13 protein-coding genes and 1 pseudogene are annotated in these 16,698 nt (G+C 69.8%); 9 read left to right on the forward strand and 5 right to left on the reverse strand.

Annotated features, from left to right (window positions below; genetic code table 11):
• Positions 1 to 76 precede the first annotated feature (76 nt).
• On the reverse strand, positions 77 to 841 hold the full coding sequence (locus ACZ7DL_RS31080; RefSeq protein ID WP_470779267.1) for a hypothetical protein: 765 nt from the start codon (positions 839 to 841) through the stop codon (positions 77 to 79).
• A gap of 20 nt (positions 842 to 861) precedes the next feature.
• Complete coding sequence (gene eccE, locus ACZ7DL_RS31085; protein WP_470779222.1) at positions 862 to 2,199, reverse strand: type VII secretion protein EccE; 1,338 nt, start codon at positions 2,197 to 2,199, stop codon at positions 862 to 864.
• 197 nt (positions 2,200 to 2,396) lie between these two features.
• Here eccE and eccB point away from each other — a divergent pair, with 197 nt between their 5' ends.
• The 4 genes from eccB (at position 2,397) to ACZ7DL_RS31105 (ending at position 5,799) form a co-directional block, all read left to right on the forward strand.
• Positions 2,397 to 3,926, forward strand: coding sequence for a type VII secretion protein EccB (eccB, locus tag ACZ7DL_RS31090; protein ID WP_470779224.1), 1,530 nt, complete (start codon positions 2,397 to 2,399; stop codon positions 3,924 to 3,926).
• A gap of 32 nt (positions 3,927 to 3,958) precedes the next feature.
• A complete protein-coding gene (mycP, locus tag ACZ7DL_RS31095; protein ID WP_470779225.1) occupies positions 3,959 to 5,212 on the forward strand; it encodes a type VII secretion-associated serine protease mycosin in 1,254 nt (417 codons plus the stop codon).
• Positions 5,200 to 5,490, forward strand: coding sequence for a hypothetical protein (locus ACZ7DL_RS31100; protein WP_470779226.1), 291 nt, complete (start codon positions 5,200 to 5,202; stop codon positions 5,488 to 5,490). Before mycP ends, ACZ7DL_RS31100 begins: the two co-directional genes overlap by 13 nt.
• A gap of 105 nt (positions 5,491 to 5,595) precedes the next feature.
• Positions 5,596 to 5,799 (forward strand): hypothetical protein, encoded by a 204-nt coding sequence (locus ACZ7DL_RS31105; protein ID WP_470779227.1) that lies wholly within the window; start codon positions 5,596 to 5,598, stop codon positions 5,797 to 5,799.
• A 55-nt stretch (positions 5,800 to 5,854) separates the two neighbouring features.
• On the opposite strand, the pseudogene ACZ7DL_RS31110 reads toward ACZ7DL_RS31105, so the two are convergent.
• Positions 5,855 to 6,191 (reverse strand): annotated as a pseudogene (locus ACZ7DL_RS31110) (hypothetical protein); the annotation flags it as partial.
• A 510-nt stretch (positions 6,192 to 6,701) separates the two neighbouring features.
• On the opposite strand from ACZ7DL_RS31110, the gene ACZ7DL_RS31115 reads away from it, so the two are divergent.
• The 5 genes from ACZ7DL_RS31115 (at position 6,702) to ACZ7DL_RS31135 (ending at position 11,076) form a co-directional block, all read left to right on the forward strand.
• The gene (locus ACZ7DL_RS31115; protein WP_470779229.1) at positions 6,702 to 7,166 is read left to right on the forward strand and encodes a hypothetical protein; all 465 of its coding nucleotides are present in this window, start codon (positions 6,702 to 6,704) and stop codon (positions 7,164 to 7,166) included.
• Complete coding sequence (locus ACZ7DL_RS31120) at positions 7,163 to 8,986, forward strand: hypothetical protein (RefSeq protein WP_470779231.1); 1,824 nt, start codon at positions 7,163 to 7,165, stop codon at positions 8,984 to 8,986. The genes ACZ7DL_RS31115 and ACZ7DL_RS31120 overlap by 4 nt, the downstream gene beginning before the upstream one ends.
• A 162-nt stretch (positions 8,987 to 9,148) precedes the next feature.
• Positions 9,149 to 10,282, forward strand: coding sequence for a S8 family serine peptidase (locus ACZ7DL_RS31125; RefSeq protein WP_470779233.1), 1,134 nt, complete (start codon positions 9,149 to 9,151; stop codon positions 10,280 to 10,282).
• Positions 10,283 to 10,394: 112 nt separating this feature from the next.
• Positions 10,395 to 10,736, forward strand: coding sequence for a WXG100 family type VII secretion target (locus ACZ7DL_RS31130; protein WP_470779235.1), 342 nt, complete (start codon positions 10,395 to 10,397; stop codon positions 10,734 to 10,736).
• A 37-nt stretch (positions 10,737 to 10,773) separates the two neighbouring features.
• Entirely contained in the window at positions 10,774 to 11,076 is a 303-nt protein-coding gene (locus ACZ7DL_RS31135) for a WXG100 family type VII secretion target (protein ID WP_470779237.1), read from the forward strand.
• Positions 11,077 to 12,101: 1,025 nt separating this feature from the next.
• On the opposite strand, the gene ACZ7DL_RS31140 is transcribed toward ACZ7DL_RS31135, so the two are convergent.
• Complete coding sequence (locus ACZ7DL_RS31140) at positions 12,102 to 12,452, reverse strand: hypothetical protein (RefSeq protein WP_470779239.1); 351 nt, start codon at positions 12,450 to 12,452, stop codon at positions 12,102 to 12,104.
• Between the two features lie 75 nt (positions 12,453 to 12,527).
• Positions 12,528 to 16,493, reverse strand: a complete 3,966-nt coding sequence (gene eccCa, locus ACZ7DL_RS31145) for a type VII secretion protein EccCa (RefSeq protein WP_470779241.1) — start codon at positions 16,491 to 16,493, stop codon at positions 12,528 to 12,530.
• Positions 16,494 to 16,698: the final 205 nt, after the last annotated feature.

Consider the following 16,698-nt stretch of genomic DNA (forward strand, 5'->3'; position numbering starts at 1 on the left):
GCGCCCGTCCACGAGGTCACCGAGAAGGAGCGCGCCGCACAGCACGGCCTGAACAAAAGGGACGGATAAGGTCGGTTCAGTCCATCCGTCGCGGTGTGCCCAACAATCCGATCTCGGCATCGGTGGGTTGCGTCAGCACATACTGCCGGTCACGGTCCGTGCACCACAGGGTGACGCCGTCGGGCAGTGCCGGCAGCGACTCCACCTCGGTCCGCGACAGTCCCATGGTGCGCCCCAGTTCGGCCGCCTCGTCCGGCGAGACCCGCTGGATACCGGTGAGCCGCGCCTGCCGCAGCAGCCGGGGCGCGACCGGGCTGAGATACGGCAGCAGCGTCAGCACCGACTGCCAGGGCCCGGACACCACCCGGCCGCGCGGGGGCCGCATACCGCAGTCCCGCACCACCAGCACGGGCGTACCGGCGGAGGCACCCTGCGGCGGCACCCGTCCGACGTCGTACACGGACAGCCCGTTCTGCCCGCCGCCCATGGCATGCACCATCTGCATCCAGGCCTGCGGCCGCCCGGTCTCCACGGCGACCCGGGCACCGGTGGCCGCCGAACGCAACGCCAGCACCTGCGCCGTCCACAGGCCGCCGATCAGGACGACGTCGTACGGCGTGGGCCGGTTGATGCCCAGCACGGCCGGCTGCCCCTCGGCGTCGACACCGGCCACCACCCCGTCGTCCCCGATGGGCAGGGCGAGCGCGTCCAGTTCCTGCGCGGACAGCCCGTGCCGGCCGTGCCGGGCCCCGATCAGACCGAGCCCGTGCCGCAGCCGCTCGGTCATCAGCCGAGGCCCGGACGGCTCCTGCGCCCCTCGTGTCGTCGTACCCGGTGCCATGGGGGTCGTCGGAATCGTCGTCACCGCGCACCTCCGAGCGGCAGAGTGGCCAGCATGCCGGGCAGTTGCTCACGGTCGAGGCGGGCCAGGCCCGCCCCGGACTGCCGGGCCGCGCCCTCCAGGGCCCGTCGCGCCGCCACGAGTTCGTCGTCGCTGCGCCCGGTCACCCGCAGGTGCCCGCACAGCGACACCTCCTGCCGCTCCCCACGCGCGAGCGTCAGACTGAAGGTCGTCGCCAGGGCCGGTATCGCCGTGACCCGGGCCACGAACTGCGGCAGGGACTCGCCCCGGTCGCCGCCCAGTGAGGGCCAGCGCCGCACCCAGTACGTCGTGTGCCGCCGGTTGTCGCAGCGCCAGCTGCGCCCGGACTCCTCCGTGCGCCGCTCCCGGGTTTCACTGCGCCCCGCCTCGGCGGTGACCAGCGGGTTGGCGCAGGCCGAGGTGGCGAGGGCGGCGACCAGCTCCTCCTCGTCCAGCAGCCGCGCCCGGAACCCGGCACCGGTCAGCCGGCTCGCCAGATGGTCCGCGGCCCGCACGACGCACTTCTGTGCGCCCGGCAGCCCGCCGCCGCGCGCGGCCACGGCCTCCGCGCACAGCTCGGGGTCGAGCTTGAGGGCGATCCAGGTGATGCGCACGGCCGGGGCGCCCGTCTGTTCCTGAAGCGGGAGGTAGTTGGAGACGGCCACGGACTGCTGGGGCAGGTGCAGCGCCGGGGCCGGCTGCGTGTGCAGCACGATCTGGGCCGACTCCAGGCGGATGTCGTCCACCTCCAGCGCGTCCCGCACCAGGCCCAGCGGCAGTGGCTGCCGGCTGCGCTCGGCCCGCAGCGCGGTCGCGTCGGCCTCCACCTGGAGCACGGCGGTGACGAAGGTGCCGTCCCCGACCATCCCGACCGGGCGCCGGTCCCGCGCGCCGTACGAGTACGTACGCAAGGCCGGCTCGCACTCGACCGCCGGGACCAGTCCGGGCTCCGTGCCCGGCGGTATCGGGGTGGTCGCGGCCCGCTTCTGCCGCGCCCGCAGCTCCCGCGCGGTGCCCAGCCACTCGGGCAGGGACCGGCCCCGCCGCCGTACGAAGGCCAGCAGGACCAGCGCCAGCGCGACCACCGCGGCCGGCACGAGGGCCGCCATACCGACGGCCCAGCCGACGAGCAGCACGGCCGCCGCCAGCTCCACCAGCACGAGCCGTTGCAAACGGAACGAGCCTGCCCGGCCCGGCCGTTGCCTGAGACCGAGCGTGACCTGCTGCCGCTCCGCGCCGCGCTGGGCGGACGTCCTGCGCGGCGGCGTCCCGGAGCCGGCCGCGCGATCTCGTGCCGCCGACCGGCCGCGCGCTCGCGTCCGCGTTCCGGAAGCCATCACTCCATCCCCCCGATTTGTTCACAACTCGCTGGAACCAGGCCACTGAACAAGGCCCTTGAGGGCCCAGGTACCCTACCCGCTCCACGAGACTCGCTCCGTACCAGGCATAGTAGGGGCCGGGTCCGACAACGGAGGGCGGGGGAGCGTGGTCCCCGAGCGCGCTCCGCGTGAGACACGGGGAGAAACGGGCACAGATGGCATCTCGGCGGGACCAACTCAACGCCTACACCTTCGCGAAGCGACGCATGCTCGCGTCGTTCGTGCAGTCGTCACCGGATGCCTCCGACGAGGGAGCACCCCGGCCGCTGCGCGCCATCGTGCCCGGCGCGATCGTCGGTGTGGTCGTCCTGGCCGCCTTCGGTGCCTGGGGCATGTTCAAGCCGACGGCACCGCAGGGCTGGGACGACCCCGGACAGAAGGTGATCATCGCCAGCAAGTCCACCACCCGGTACGTCGTCCTGAAGACCAAGGGCAAGGTCCAGCTCCACCCGGTCCTCAACATGGCGTCCGCCAAACTCGTCCTGGACACCCAGAGCGATGTCGACGTCGTCACCGTCGACGAGTCGATCCTCGACAACGGCAAGATCCCGCACGGCGTCACCATCGGCATCCCCTACGCCCCCGACCGGCTGCCCTCCGGCAAGGAGGCCGGCGCGGCCAAGCAGTGGGCCGTCTGCGAACGCCCGAGCGGCAGCGGCAGCTCCATCCAGAAGGCCGCCTTCGTCCTGGCCGAGCGCGACCAGGGCAAGCTCCAGGGCACCAAGGAGAAGCTGCACGGCGGCGAACTCCTCTACGTCACCACCCCGGACAAGAAGCAGTACGTGGTCGACGCACACGGCCGGGTGTACCCGGTGGACACCTCCGACAGCCTGCTGCTCCAGACCCTCGTGGGCGCGGACCGCACCCCGCAGCGGGTGACCAAGGAGTGGATCGAGACGCTGCACGAGGGCGACGAGATCAGCTTCCCGCCGATCACGGGCGCCCCGGGCGCCGCCGCCAACGCCCCCGGCCAGCTCGACGAGCAGGCCAACCGCGTCGGCATGGTGCTCAGGGCACCGGTCAACAACCAGGAGCAGTACTTCGTCGTCTTGCCCCGCCGGGTCGCCCCCGTCTCCGACTTCGTCGCCCAGCTCCTCCTGGCCAGCAAGGACCTCGTGAAGCTGGGCCAGGCCGGACACCCCCAGGAGGTCAGCGCGGGCGCCATCAGCCGGGGCGAACCGTTCGCCGCCGACCACAAGTGGCCCACCGAGAAGCCCAGCGCGGTCAACAGCCCCTCCACGGCCGACGGCAGCCGCAACACCATCTGCAACGTCCTCCACCACGTCGACCCCGACAACGGCGAGACCACGCTGACCACCTGGGCCGGCACCGACTTCCCCGCGGTGCTGCCCACCGGCTCCTCCAGCGCGTACGTCACCGCCGGCTCCGGCCAGCTCTACCGCCAGTTCCAGGGCACGGAGACCAAGGTCGGCGGCGTGTTCCTGGTCACCGACACCGGCCTGCGCTACGCCCTCCAGTCCAACGACGACAGCGCCACGGACGACAAGGGCATCGGCACGTCGGCCAAGCAGCGCAAGCAGCTCCAGCAGGAGGCCAAGCTGGCGCAGACCCGCCTCGGCTACGCCGACCTCAACCCCGCCCCCATCCCCGCGCCCTGGTCGAAGTTCCTGCCCACCGGCCCCCGCCTGTCGACCGCGGCGGCCCGCCAGCCGCAGGGCTCCTGAGGGGTACGACAATGCTCCTGAGGGGTACGACGATGACGCCCGCGCTCCGCGCCCGCACGGCCGTGGCGACGACGGCCCTGGCCATGGCCACCACCCTGCTGGCGGCACCGGCGGCCACGGCGGCCCCGGGCTCCGACGAGTGCACGTTCTCCAAGACGAACCACAAGTACACGGGCACGCCCTGGTCGCTCCAGCGCGTCAACCTCGACGAGCTGTGGAGCGAGTCGAAGGGCAAGGACGTCCGCGTCGCCGTCATCGACACGGGCGTCGACACGGCCAACCCGCAGCTCACCCGAGCCGTCGACGCCTCCCTGGGCGCCAACTTCCTGCCCCGCAAGGACAAGAAGGGCGAGCCCATCGACCGTGGCAACGCCAAGGGCACGACCGACACGGTCGGCCACGGCACCCGCGTGGCGGGCATCATCGCGGCCCGCCCCATGAAGGGCACGGGCTTCGTCGGCCTCGCCCCCGAGGCCACGATCATCCCGATCAAACAGAACGACGCGGACGGCCACGGCACGGCCCTCACCCTCGCCCAGGCCATCCGGCACGCGGTCACGAAGAAAGCCGCCGTCATCAACATCTCCCAGGACACGGCCAACGCCGTAGTCCCGGACAAGGACCTTCAGCGCGCGGTCGACGAGGCGCTGGACGCCGGCATCGTCGTGGTCGCCTCGGCGGGCAACGACGGCGTGGGCGGCAACTCGAAGAAGACGTATCCCGCGTCCTACCCCGGCGTCCTCGCCGTGGGCGCCTCCGACCGCAACAACGAACGCGCGGCCTTCTCCCAGTCGGGCGACTTCGTCGGCGTGGCGGCCCCGGGGGTGGACATGATCTCCACGGTCCCGAAGGGCGGCCACTGCTCGGACAACGGCACCAGCTTCTCCGCCCCCTACGTGGCCGGCGTGGCCGCACTGATCAAGGCCAAGCACCCCGACTGGACACCGCAGGAGGTGGCGGCCCAGATCGAACAGACCGCGGAACGCTCCATCGCGGGCCACGACCGCCTGGTCGGCTGGGGCGTGGTGGACCCGGTCCGCGCCCTCACGGAGGACGATCACCCGATCGAGTCCCCCCACCCCGACGCGGGCCTCACCCACGCGGAGGCCCCCACCCCCGCGAAACTCACCCTCGGCGAGACCCCCGAGGAACGCAGGGCCCGCATCGCCACATACGTCGCGGTCGGCGTGGCGGTACTGGTGGCGGGGCTGAGCGGGGGAGCAGTGGCACTCAGGGACGCCCGGCGCAGGCGCCGGACGGTGGAGAGCCGGGCATGGAGTCCATGACAGTCCTCCTGTTCGCCCTCTCCGCAGTCCTCATAGTCATGGCCTGCGTCAAGTCGGACCGCGGACGCGCCTGGCGGGAGGCCCTCAACCCCTCGGCCCCGGACGTCCCCGACTCCGCCTTCGCGGTGGCCCGGACCACCCTCCTCGTCATGGCCGCGTTCGGCATCTACTACGGCTTCCAGAGCATCGCCTTCACCGACGACGCGGCGTGGAGCGGCGAAGAACTGACCAGAGCGGTCAGCGGCGCAACGGACGCCCTGGGCGGCGACGTCGCCTAGGCCGGCCCCCACGAAGGCGTTCCCGCCGACTTCAACGGCGAGTACGCCCTGAAGATCGAGGTCGAAGTAGCCGCACACGGCGGCGACGACGCCCCCGACTGGGATGTGAACGCCACCCTTACCGACCCGGATGCGTCCGACGAGGCGTACTACACCATCACGGCCGACGGAACTCCTTCGGCGTTCTGCCTGCACGTCACGGTGAGACGCGACAAGAGCGGCGACTACGAGGCACCGGGGATCGCCGGCAAGTCGTACCCGGAACGGGCGTATGTGTTCAGCGTGACGAGCCGGAAGGACGAGTGCTGAGGGACGAGCCCACGCCGCACAGGCTTACGGGGCCGCCGCTCGAAGTCGCCGAGTCGCAGGCGTCCATCGGGGACTTCAGCTGCTCTTCCCGGCGGTTCGAGACGTGCTGGAGCCCGGTGCCGAGCGAAGCCCTGCTGGGAGAGGTCGCCGGCCGCGCTGTCGCTGCTGGGTGTCGCCACGCGGGCCTTGTCCCAGAGCTGGTCGTAGAGGTGGTGGGCGGCGCTGCCGATCTTCACCAGGTCGCCGTGGCCCACCTTGAGGTCACCGGTCTCGCTGGGGATGACATAGGGGCCGTACGTGCCACCGCCCCCGTCGACATGGTTGAGCTGCATGTGCGCCGACGCCCCCTCGGCGGCCTGCACCTTCAGCTGTTCCCATTCGTCCCATGCCATGGAAGAACCCTTCGCCCGTGGTTGCTCCGGTGCCGAGTCAAGCTAGCAACCGGTGCTGAGGAGAATTTGCGCCATGTCCGCTATGCGTGATGTGTCGGATATGAAAATTCGGCAGGGGTGCGCTCGCCGGTCGACCGGCGAGCCCTTTGCCGGCCGAACTTGCGCCGAGGCCCGGCCCGAACTGTTCGGTAACGCCGGTTCAACTCCCAGGGGGTGACGTTGTGTGGTTGCAAAGTTCCCCTCAAGGGTGCCTCCAGCATCCCCTCCGTCCGTACGTGTGAAGCTTCTGCGTAGATACCCGACACCATCTGCCGCTATTGACCGCATTGTCGGTCTCGGGCGGTCGTGAGTCGGTCACTTCGGGACAGCATCGCAACTGAACTGTCGAAGAGTTCAGTTGGCCGCCCTGTGCACAGTGACTACAGTGGTCAGCGATAGATCGGATGATGCGGCCGTGCGCCGCCTGGTCTGTCCAGCTGTACCAAACGGGGAAACGGGGAAGGGGTCGCGGTGAGCGGTGGTGGCGGCTCGGGTATGAGGCGCGGCATCGACGCGCTGAAGGAGTTCAAGGGCAAACTCGACGACGCGCTGGCCGACTTCGAGGGCGGCGAGGGCGGTCCGTCGAAGATCGCGCAGCAACAGCTCAGCCGTGCGTCGTTCGGTGGCACGAAGGCTCGGTTCGACGAGGCGAATGACCTGCACACGGCGTACGAGACGGTGCACTCGCGCCTTGTCCACCTTTCGAAGACTCTGGGTCTGCACATCGAGGCTCTGAAGCTCGCGTCGCATGCGGCTGATGTCACCTACGACGGTACCGAGGAAGAGGTCTGGCGTCGGTTCCACAAGATCAGGATGCAGCTCGGCGCGCAGTACGAGGAGGAAGTGAAGAAGGCCGGCACTGCTCACAAGCAGGGTTCGGACCACAACGACAAGCCGCGCGGTAACAACAAGTCGACGGGGACGGGTTTCCAGTGAGCGACGACTGGAAGAAGCAGCCGGAGTACAAGTCCGACGTACAGCAGGTCGACAAGACGGTCGACCGCGAGGTCAAGCCCATCACGACCGCGCAGGACGTGCTGGCGAACATGCCGTTCTTCGGTGGGTTTCGTGTCAATCTCGTCGGATCGACGAACTTCGAGGAACACGGCCTCAACGACATGATCGACCTGGTCGAGCATGCCAAGCCTGAGGACCTTGAACTGACCAGCAAGGCCCTGTTCGACGCCGGCAAGGCCATCCGTAAGGCCGCGAAGGACTTGGAGCAACACGTCGGGGTCGATTGGGAGGGCGAGGGGGCCGAGGAGTTCCACAACTGGACGAAGCTCCTCCTCACGTACACCCATGACCTTGCGGGCTACGCCGATCAGGCAGGCACCCACATCTCTGTGGCGGCCACCGGTCTCGCCTCCGCCCGAGTCTCGATGCCGCCGAGGGACACCCGGCCCGCGGACGAGCAGAAGAAGCCCACGGAGTTGCCCAAGACCAAGCAGGTCGACGGCGACCCGGACTACGCGGTCGCGGTGAAGGTCGAGAAGAACCGGCAAGAGGCCATCAACCAGATGAACCGGTTGGCCTCGTACTACAAGGTTGCGGCGACGGACCTGAGCAAGCAGGAGGAGCCGAAACCGCTCAAGCCGATCACCAACGTGGGGGTACCGCAGACGTTTGGCGGTGACGACCAAAGTCGCCGGTACGGTTCGGGGCCGTCGTCGGCGTCGGCGTCGACGGCTGCGGTCCGAGGGGATCTCGGAGAAGGCCACTCCAGCACGGTTACGTCGGGCGGCACAGGGGCCACGGGACACGCGCCCGTGCCGCCTCTCAAGGAAGTCCACGAGCCCGGCGCGCCCTCGGGTCGCGACGTCGGCACGGAAATCAATACGACGACCACGCTGCCTCCTCAGACGCCTGCCGCCCCGCCCAGTTCTCCGGCGCCCACTCTGCCGACTGCCGGCGGGGGGCAGACGACCCCGCTCCCTCCGGGACCGATGGGCCCTCCCATCGCGCCGACCACCGGTCGCACTCCCGGCTATGGGCCGACCAGCAGGTTCCCCGTGACCGGGCAGGGGCGTACCGGGCCTTTGGGAACCGGAAGCGGTCGAGTGCCGCAGGGACCCACGGGGCAGCCGGGACGTACCGTCTCGGGCGGTCGAGTGCCGCAGGGCCCGACGGGTCAGGCAGGGCGTTCCGTCCCAGGTGGCCGAGTGTCGCAGGGTCCGGTGGGGCAGCCCGCTCGTGCCACGGGGCGCGCGACTCCGGCGGGTCAGCCGGGCGTACGGGGGACCGGTCAGCCCGGGCGCTCGCCGATGGGGCGCCCTGTCACCGGTGGAACGCCGCAAACGCCCAACACGACTGGCGGACGTGCCGGAACAACCGGTACCACCGGTCCGGTCCGCAACGGCGTCGTGGGCGGCAAGCCTGTCCCGGGTCGTTCGACCAGTACCGGCCCCAACCCGCGTATGCCACGCGGCACGGTCGTCGGCGCCGAGGAGCCGGTCTCCTCTACGCCGTCGAGGGGCGCTGTCGGGCAGCGGGGAGTCGTCGGTGCCCCTATGGCGAAGGCGGAACCCGACGCGGGTCAGGCGGTGCTGCGCTCGGCGAGCAACCCCGAGGGCGTCATCGGCGCGCCCCGCAACTCCGCGAAGGACTCGGAGTCCGGCAGGGCGGGGCTCGGCCGCGGTGCGTTGGGCAGCCGTCAGGGCCCGGGTGGTGAGGCCGGCCGTACCGGCGGCACTGCCGAGAAGGAACAGCGCCACCCGTCGCAGCAGCGGCGCGACGCGCCACAGAAGAGCGACTGAACCCGAACGAGGACATTCAGAGTCATGAAGCCAGGTACCCGCCGGCGCGGCATGAAGACTGCCCTCCTGACGAGGCGTAACACGAGACGGCTGGCTGCTGTGTGTTCGGCACTCGGCGCGCTGGCCGTCACGTCGGCAACGCTCGCTCCCGAAGCTGCCGCTGTGGACGTGCAGTCGAAGGAGTGGTACCTGGATGCGATGGGTGCCCAGGAGATGTGGAAGATCAGCACGGGCAAGGGGGTGAAAGTTGCCGTGATTGACAGTGGAGTCAATCCGGCAACTTCAACTCTCAAAGGCCAAGTGCTGGTCGATGAAGTGCCTAAGTCCGTGGCCTATCACGTCACTCATGACAACTCGGGGCACGGCACTTCCATGGCCGAGATCATCGCGGGTACGGGAGCCGGCGGCGGGATTAAAGGTCTTGCTCCGGATGTCAAGATCATTCCTTTTCGTATTAATTCGGCGGGCTTGAAGGGTGCTGACGAAATCAGCAAGACACCCGACGAAGCTGAGGCGATACGAGCAGCTGCAGGCAGTGATGCAAAGATCATCAACATGTCCCTCGGGGGCATCGTCCCTGACGACGGAGTGAAAGCCGCTATGAAGTACGCGGCGTCCAAAGGCAAGTTGATTTTCGTGTCGGCTGGCAACGAGGGAAACAAGGGGAACATGCCGTCCTACCCGGCCGCTTACCCCGGCGCGATCGGCGTCGCCGCGGTCGACAAAGCCGGAACCGTGGGCAAATTCTCCTCGTACGGGAACTACGTGGACCTCGCAGCTCCGGGCTTGAACATTCCGTCCTGGTGCGACGGCACGTTCACCGAGTACTGCGACACCCAGGGCACCAGCCCCGCATCGGCCATCGCCTCCGCATCCGCCGCCCTGATCTGGTCCGCTCACCCGGACTGGACGGGCAACCAGGTCCTGCGGACCCTCATCGACACCGCCGGGCGCTCCTGGCCGAAGAGCAAGCCCAGTAAATACCTCGGCTACGGCGGCATCCGCCCCCGGCGGGTACTCGTCGACAAGGACATCAACCCCGGGCCGGCCAACGTGGACCCCCTCGCCGACGAGAACAACGACGGCACAGCGGCGAAGCCCACCCCTTCGGCCAAGAGCCCCTCCGGCAAGCCGGCCAAGGACGCCGGCTCCTCCAGCGGCCCCACCTCCGCCGCCGCGAAGGACACCGAGTCCGGCAGCAACACCCAGACCTGGGTGATCATCGGCGCCGTAGCCGCCGTACTAGTCATCGGAGGCGCCGGTTTCGCCGTGCTGCGCGCACGCCGTAACGCCTGAGCGGTCTCCCGCATACCTGTTCATTCGCCGAGTGAGCAGAAGTCCGCTTGCCAGCAGCGCCGGCGCTTGAGCCAGCGGATGGCAAGGTCAGTTCACAAAGAAAGGCATCGCAATGGCGACAGGGCGTCAGAAAGTAAGCGACAAGGACATCATCGCCCTCGAAAAGGAGCTTCTGCACCGTTTCGAGGGCATCAAGGGTCAGCTCAAGGAGCTGCAGAGCATCATCGACAGCCTCGAGGGTCACTGGAAGGGCATCGGTGCCGGCGCGTTCAACGCCAAGCAGACCGAGATCAACGAGCGCATGGTCCGCATCGGCAAGATCCTCGCCAAGTTCATCGAGGCCATGAGCGCCACCCGGAAGATCAAGGACGGCACCGAAGACGAGGTGCGCGCGCAGGTTCAGAGCATCGACGTGAACTACGGCGGCTCGCACTCCGCGCTGTCCAGCTACTGATCCCGGCCAGGCCACAACTCTCAGCAACGGAGAAATCATGAGCGGTCAGAACATCGGTGACCTCGAAGTCTCGTACCACGACCTCGACCACACCGCCACGCAGCTGGCGAACCACGCCAAGCGGCTCGAGGAGAGCCTCGAGGCCATCAAGCAGAAGGTCGCCGGCGTAGCCAGCATGTGGGAGGGCGAGGCCCACACCGCGTACACCGAGCAGCAGGCTGCCTGGGACCGCGAGGCCACGGGCATCCACGAGGCCCTGCTCGCGATCGGTCGCGTCGTGCACGCGGCAGGCGGTGACTACCAGGGTGGCGACAAGAAGGCCGCCAGCTACTACATGTAAGGCTCGCACCAGAGCCGACGGGCAGGAAGCAACACCGGGGTGGGCACGCACGGGAGGTGCCCACCCCCCTGTCATGCCCGGAGCCGGAACAGAAGACCTGACCTTCACCGGTACGTCACCGGCGGCCGCATCCTCGATGAAGGAACACCGGCCGCGCGCGGTGGGCCGCTCCGATGCGAAGATCCGCTGGACTGTGTCGCTGCCGAAGCGCTCGCGGACCACCGTCGATCGACGACTCGGACGGAAGGCACACCGTGCACCTCCAGAACGTCGGCCGGTAACCGGGCCTTCGTCGGAATCGGGACACCTTGTCGGCGCTCCCGGTGTGCTGACCACTCGGTGACGGCAGACCTCATGCCAGGCCCCAGGCCCGGGAGACCGTGCCGGACAGCATGGGCGAGTTGGTGGCGGCGACCCGCAATATGCCGCCGGCGGCATGGTGAACGATCCGGTGATGCCGGAGCCCGCCTTGCACCGCAGCAGGCCGGACAGTGCGCGGCTGGAGTCGTGCAAGATGCGGAGGTTGTCCTCCTTTGCCGCGGCGGGTGCTTCCGTGACCACGTATCGGCTGCGCACCTCCGCCCGCACCAGTTGGGCGGTGCCCTCGAACTTCGCACTGGAGCACTCGAAGTAGAGCACAGCGGCCCTGGTGCCGACGAGGGCTGCTTTGCCCATGCGGTATTCCTCGAACGTCGGCGCGGCTTCGCCTTTCCGGGGAAGTTCTTGGGTGAACGAGAACTGCACCCTTACGGAGTCGACTCCGGACGCGCTCTTGTAGGCGCCACAGAAAGCGAAGTTCTTCTGATCGGCCTTGCCCGTCGAGTACTGCCCGGCCAGTTGGTCGGCCGTCCGCTGGGGGTCGCCCAGGTAATCGGTCTTCGCCGATGCGGGGATGTGGGCGAGCCGGAGCATGGCCGCCTTGGTCCGGGCGTTCAGAACCTCGTCGCACGACGCCCGCGCGGGCTGCCCGGCCGATGGGCTCCCGGACTTCACCTCCCCGCCCTGACAGCCGGTCGCCGCGAGCATCACGGGGGCCGCGACCAGGGTTGTGGTCCGGAGAGCGGTTCGGCTAGCCCGTGGGGAGCGCGGCCGACCCAGCGCTCGGCGACGTGATCGAGGGCGGCTCCGATGGCGAGGCCTTCGCTCTTGAGTCCTCCGGCCGCCTTCATGGAGGAGATGCGGGCATGGTCGCTGAAGCGACCGAAGTCCCGAAACAGATCGTGTGCGGCGGAACCGATAGCGGCGAGGTCCTTCTGGTGGACGGTGAGGTCACCGAGCGGACCTCCACCGCCGGGAGCCAGTTGGTCGAGGCGCATCTGTGTCGCCCGACCCCCCACGGCCGCTGCCTTCAGTTGCTCCCACTCGTCCCATGCCACGCGCGGCTCCTCCCCGCTCTCCCGGTGCACAGCCCAGGGGGCGGAGTCTCGGCAGGCTACCGGCGTCGATCTGCCTCAGTACTCCACATCCACCAACCCCGTCTGAACCAACGGCTTCCCCCGCTTCCGGGACACGAAGACGCCCCGCCCCGCCGGCATCGGCCGCGGGCGGACGCCGTTGAGGATGTCGCCCTCGGCCGGGTCGCCGGCCAGGACGATGCCCTGGGCGCCGAGTTCCTTCATGCGCTGCATGAACGGCTCGTAGGAGGCGCGGCCCGCACCGGCGGAGGAGCGGGCGATGATGAAGCGGACGCCGACGTCCCGGGCGAAGGGCAGCATCTCCGTCAGGCCGCTGAGCGGGTTGCCGCTGGACGTGGAGACCAGGTCGTAGTCGTCGATGACGACGAAGACCTGCGGGCCCCGCCACCAGCTCCGGTCCCGCAGCTGCTGCGGCGTGACGTCGGCCGTCGGCGTGCGGCGCTGCATGAGATCGGCCAGGGCCGCCATGTGGTGGTCCATCTGGCTGGACATCGGGATGTACTCCGCCAGATGGGAGGCGGGCGTGATGTCCAGCAGCGAGCGGCGGTTGTCCACCACGAAGAACTTCGCCTCGTCGCCGCCGTACCGCAGCGACAGCTGCTTGAGCAGCAGCCGCAGCAGGTTGGACTTGCCGGACTCGCTCTCGCCGAAGATGAGGAAGAACGGGTCCTGGTCGAAGTCGACGAACACCGGCTCCAGGTTGTCCTCGTCCAGGGCGAAGGCGACGCCCCGCTGCGGGAAGCGGTCGCCCGGCGGCAGCTTGACCGCCTCCAGCTGGCGCGGCAGCAGCCGTACCTGGGGGGCGCCCGGCGCCTGCCAGTGGCGGCCGACCTCGGTGGTGAGCGCGGCCGTGGCCTCGGCCAGGTCGGTGTCGGAGGTGAGGCCGTCGATCCGCGGGACCGCGGCCATGAAGTGCAGTTTCTGCGGGGAGAGGCCGCGGCCGGGGACGCCGGCGGGGACGTTCGCCGCCACCTTGCGGTCGATCTCCGAGTCCATCACGTCACCCAGCCGCAGCTCCAGGCGGTTCATCAGGTGGTCCTTGAGGTTCGCCCGGACCTCCATCGAACGGGACGCCGTGACGATGACGTGGATGCCGTAGCCGAGGCCGCGGGCGGCGATGTCCAGGACCGCCGTCTCCAGGGCCTCGTAGTCCGCACGGAAGTTGCCCCAGCCGTCGATGAGCAGGAAGACGTCACCCCAGGGCTGGTCCGTGACCGAGATCTCGCCGCGGGCGCGCCGTGCGCGGTAGTCGGCGATCGAGGCGATGCCCGCCGTGCGGAAGTACTCCTCGCGTCGGGTCAGGACGCCGTACACCTCGGAGACCGTACGGCGCACCCGCTCGGGGTCCAGGCGCGAGGCGACACCGCCGACGTGCGGCAGGCCGCCCACCGCGGCCATACCGCCGCCACCGAAGTCGAGGCCGTAGAACTGCACCTCGTACGGCGTGTGAGTGAGCGCGAAGGAGCAGATGAGGGAGCGCAGGAGCGTGGACTTGCCGGACTGTGGACCACCGATGATCTGCATGTGGCCCGCGGCGCCCGAGAAGTCCAGCATCAGCCGGTCGCGGCGCTGCTCGTACGGCTTGTCGACCAGACCGACCGGGACGACCAGGTGGCCCGCGCCCTCGTAGCCGGGCTGGGTCAGACCGCGGCCCTGCACCGCTGCCAGCCCCGGCAGCAGCGCGTCCAGCGACGGCGGGCTCTCCAGCGGCGGCAGCCACACCTGGTGGGCCGCCGGGCCCTGGGCCTCCAGCCGGCGCACGATCACGTCGAGGACGGTGTCGGCCAGTGCCTCGTCCACCTCGGGCTCGGACTGCGTGCGCTGCTGCGGGATGGCGGTGTACCGGACCGGCACCTCGGTGGCCGTGAACAGCACCGGCCGCCGGTCCACCGGCAACTGCCCGCCGGGCAGGGCGGCCCGCTGCGCCCCCGAGCGGTACACGCCGGAGACGTACGCCGCCTTGAAGCGGACCATCTCGTCCGTGCCGTACTTCAGGAAGCCGGAACCGGGGACGTTGGGCAGCTCGTAGGCGTCGGGGACGCCGAGCGCGGCGCGGGACTCGGCCGCGGAGAAGGTGCGCAGACCGATCCGGTAGGAGAGGTACGTCTCCAGACCGCGCAGCCGGCCCTCCTCCAGGCGCTGCGAGGCGAGCAGCAGGTGCACGCCCAGCGAACGGCCGATACGGCCGATCTGCACGAACATCTCGATGAAGTCCGGCTTGGCGGTCAGCAGCTCGCTGAACTCGTCGATCACCAGGACGAGAGACGGGATCGGCTGGAGGGGGGCGCCCGCCGCGCGCGCCTTCTCGTAGTCGTGGATGTTGGCGTAGTTGCCCGCGTCCCGCAGCAGCTCCTGGCGGCGGTTCAGCTCGCCGCGGATCGAGTCGCCCATGCGGTCGACCAGGGTCAGGTCGTCGGCGAGGTTGGTGATGACGGCCGCCACGTGCGGCATCTGTGCCATGCCGGCGAAGGTGGCGCCGCCCTTGAAGTCCGCGAGAACGAAGTTCAGGGTCTCCGAGGAGTGGGTGACCGCGAGGCCCAGCACCAGGGTGCGCAGCAGCTCCGACTTGCCGGAACCGGTGGCGCCGACGCACAGGCCGTGCGGGCCCATGCCCTCCTGCGCGGCCTCCTTCAGGTCCAGCATCACGGCCCGGCCGTCCTCGCCGACACCGATCGGCACCCGCAGCCGTTCGGCGAGCGCGCGCGGGCGCCAGGTCCGCTTGGTGTCGACGGACGCCGCGTCGCCGAGGCCCAGCAGGTCGGTGAACTCCAGGTTGGCGAGCAGCGGTTCGTCGTCGTCGCCGCCCGAGACCACGCGCAGCGGCGCCAGCTGCCGGGCCAGCGCCTCGGCGGACTCGTAGGAGAGGGCGTCCGGGCTGCCCTCGTACACCTCGCCGTGCCCGGACTCCAGGCGCAGCAGGCCGGGCTGTACGACGATGGAGAGGTCGCCGCCGGCCGTGTTCAGCTCGCCCGGCACCACCTCGACCACCGTGACGCCCTGGAGCCCCTCGGGGTTGGCGAGCACCGAGTCCGGCAGCAGGGACAGGTCGTCCAGCACCAGCACGATGTGCGGCTCGTCCAGCAGCGGTGCCGCGGCGGGGTGGAAGCGCGGCCGCCCGGTCAGCCGGGTGGCCAGCAGGTCCTCCAGCTCGCGCGGGTCGGTGCCGATCAGCCGGCGTGCACCGGCGCCGTCCACCGCACCTGCTGCCTGTGTGTGCGGCAGCCACTTCGCCCAGTCCCAGTGCGGCAGCGCCTCCCGGCCCGCGGCCACCGCGATGACCAGGTCCTGCGGGGAGTGCAGCGAGGCCAGCGAGCCGACCAGGGCGCGGGCCGAGGCCCGTACGGACTGCGGTTCACCGCTGACGGTGACGTGGTAGAAGGCGCGCAGCGACACGGCCATGGGCAGGTCGCCGACGGTGTTGTGCGCGGCGAGGAACCGCTGCATGGCGCCCGCGGTCAGCGGCTCCAGCTGTTCGACGGGTCCGGTCTCCGGGGCGACGAGCGGGGTGGCCAGTGGCTGCGGGCCCAGGCCGATGCGCACGTGCGCGAAGTCCTCGTCACCGGGCCGCCGCTCCCACACGCGGCTGCCCTCGGCGACGAGCGCCCAGAGCTGCTCGGGCGAGGGGTGCAGGTAGTACTGCGCGTCCCGCTGCGCCTTCGCCGTCGCCACGGCGGACCTGCGCGCCTGGGACAGATAGCTGAGATAGTCGCGGCGCATGTCGGCCAGCTGGCCCTGGGAGCCGCGGCGGAAGCGGACCACCATCGCGATGGACATCGCCACCGTCGAGGCGATCATGATCATTCCCATGATCTTCATGAACGGCTGGCCGTTCGTGAAGAAGAAGACCACCGAGCCGCCCATGCCCAGGGTGGGCAGGAGCTGCATCAGCACGCTCTCCTGGTGCCCCCGGGGCAATTCGGGAGGTGGCTGGACAGCGACCTCTTCCGTGGGCACTTCGGACGGCAGCGCCCTAGGGGGGCGCTTGACGACAATCTGGCTCACCGCTCACCAATTCCCTTGCCCGACCCAGGCATTCCGCCCGCCGCCCCGTGTCCGGCGAGCGTAGGCCGCCGCGTGATCCTACTGAGTTCGCGTGAGGCGGGTGAGCGGTAGGGTGCCGGATGTTCGGGTGAGCACACGCCGAGCGGGCTGGGGATACCGGGACAAACCCCTCAATCAAGGGGCGGGAAGACCCCGGAACCCGGCT

Source organism: Streptomyces sp. NPDC036984 (assembly GCF_055607665.1).

Bases quoted from the DNA above. Each gene is read 5' to 3' on its own strand.
- ACZ7DL_RS31080 (WP_470779267.1), bottom strand. From the start codon at position 841: ATGGCACCGGGTACGACGACACGAGGGGCGCAGGAGCCGTCCGGGCCT.
- eccE (WP_470779222.1), bottom strand. From the start codon at position 2,199: ATGGCTTCCGGAACGCGGACGCGAGCGCGCGGCCGGTCGGCGGCACGA.
- eccB (WP_470779224.1), top strand. From the start codon at position 2,397: ATGGCATCTCGGCGGGACCAACTCAACGCCTACACCTTCGCGAAGCGA.
- mycP (WP_470779225.1), top strand. From the start codon at position 3,959: ATGACGCCCGCGCTCCGCGCCCGCACGGCCGTGGCGACGACGGCCCTG.
- ACZ7DL_RS31100 (WP_470779226.1), top strand. From the start codon at position 5,200: ATGGAGTCCATGACAGTCCTCCTGTTCGCCCTCTCCGCAGTCCTCATA.
- ACZ7DL_RS31130 (WP_470779235.1), top strand. From the start codon at position 10,395: ATGGCGACAGGGCGTCAGAAAGTAAGCGACAAGGACATCATCGCCCTC.
- ACZ7DL_RS31135 (WP_470779237.1), top strand. From the start codon at position 10,774: ATGAGCGGTCAGAACATCGGTGACCTCGAAGTCTCGTACCACGACCTC.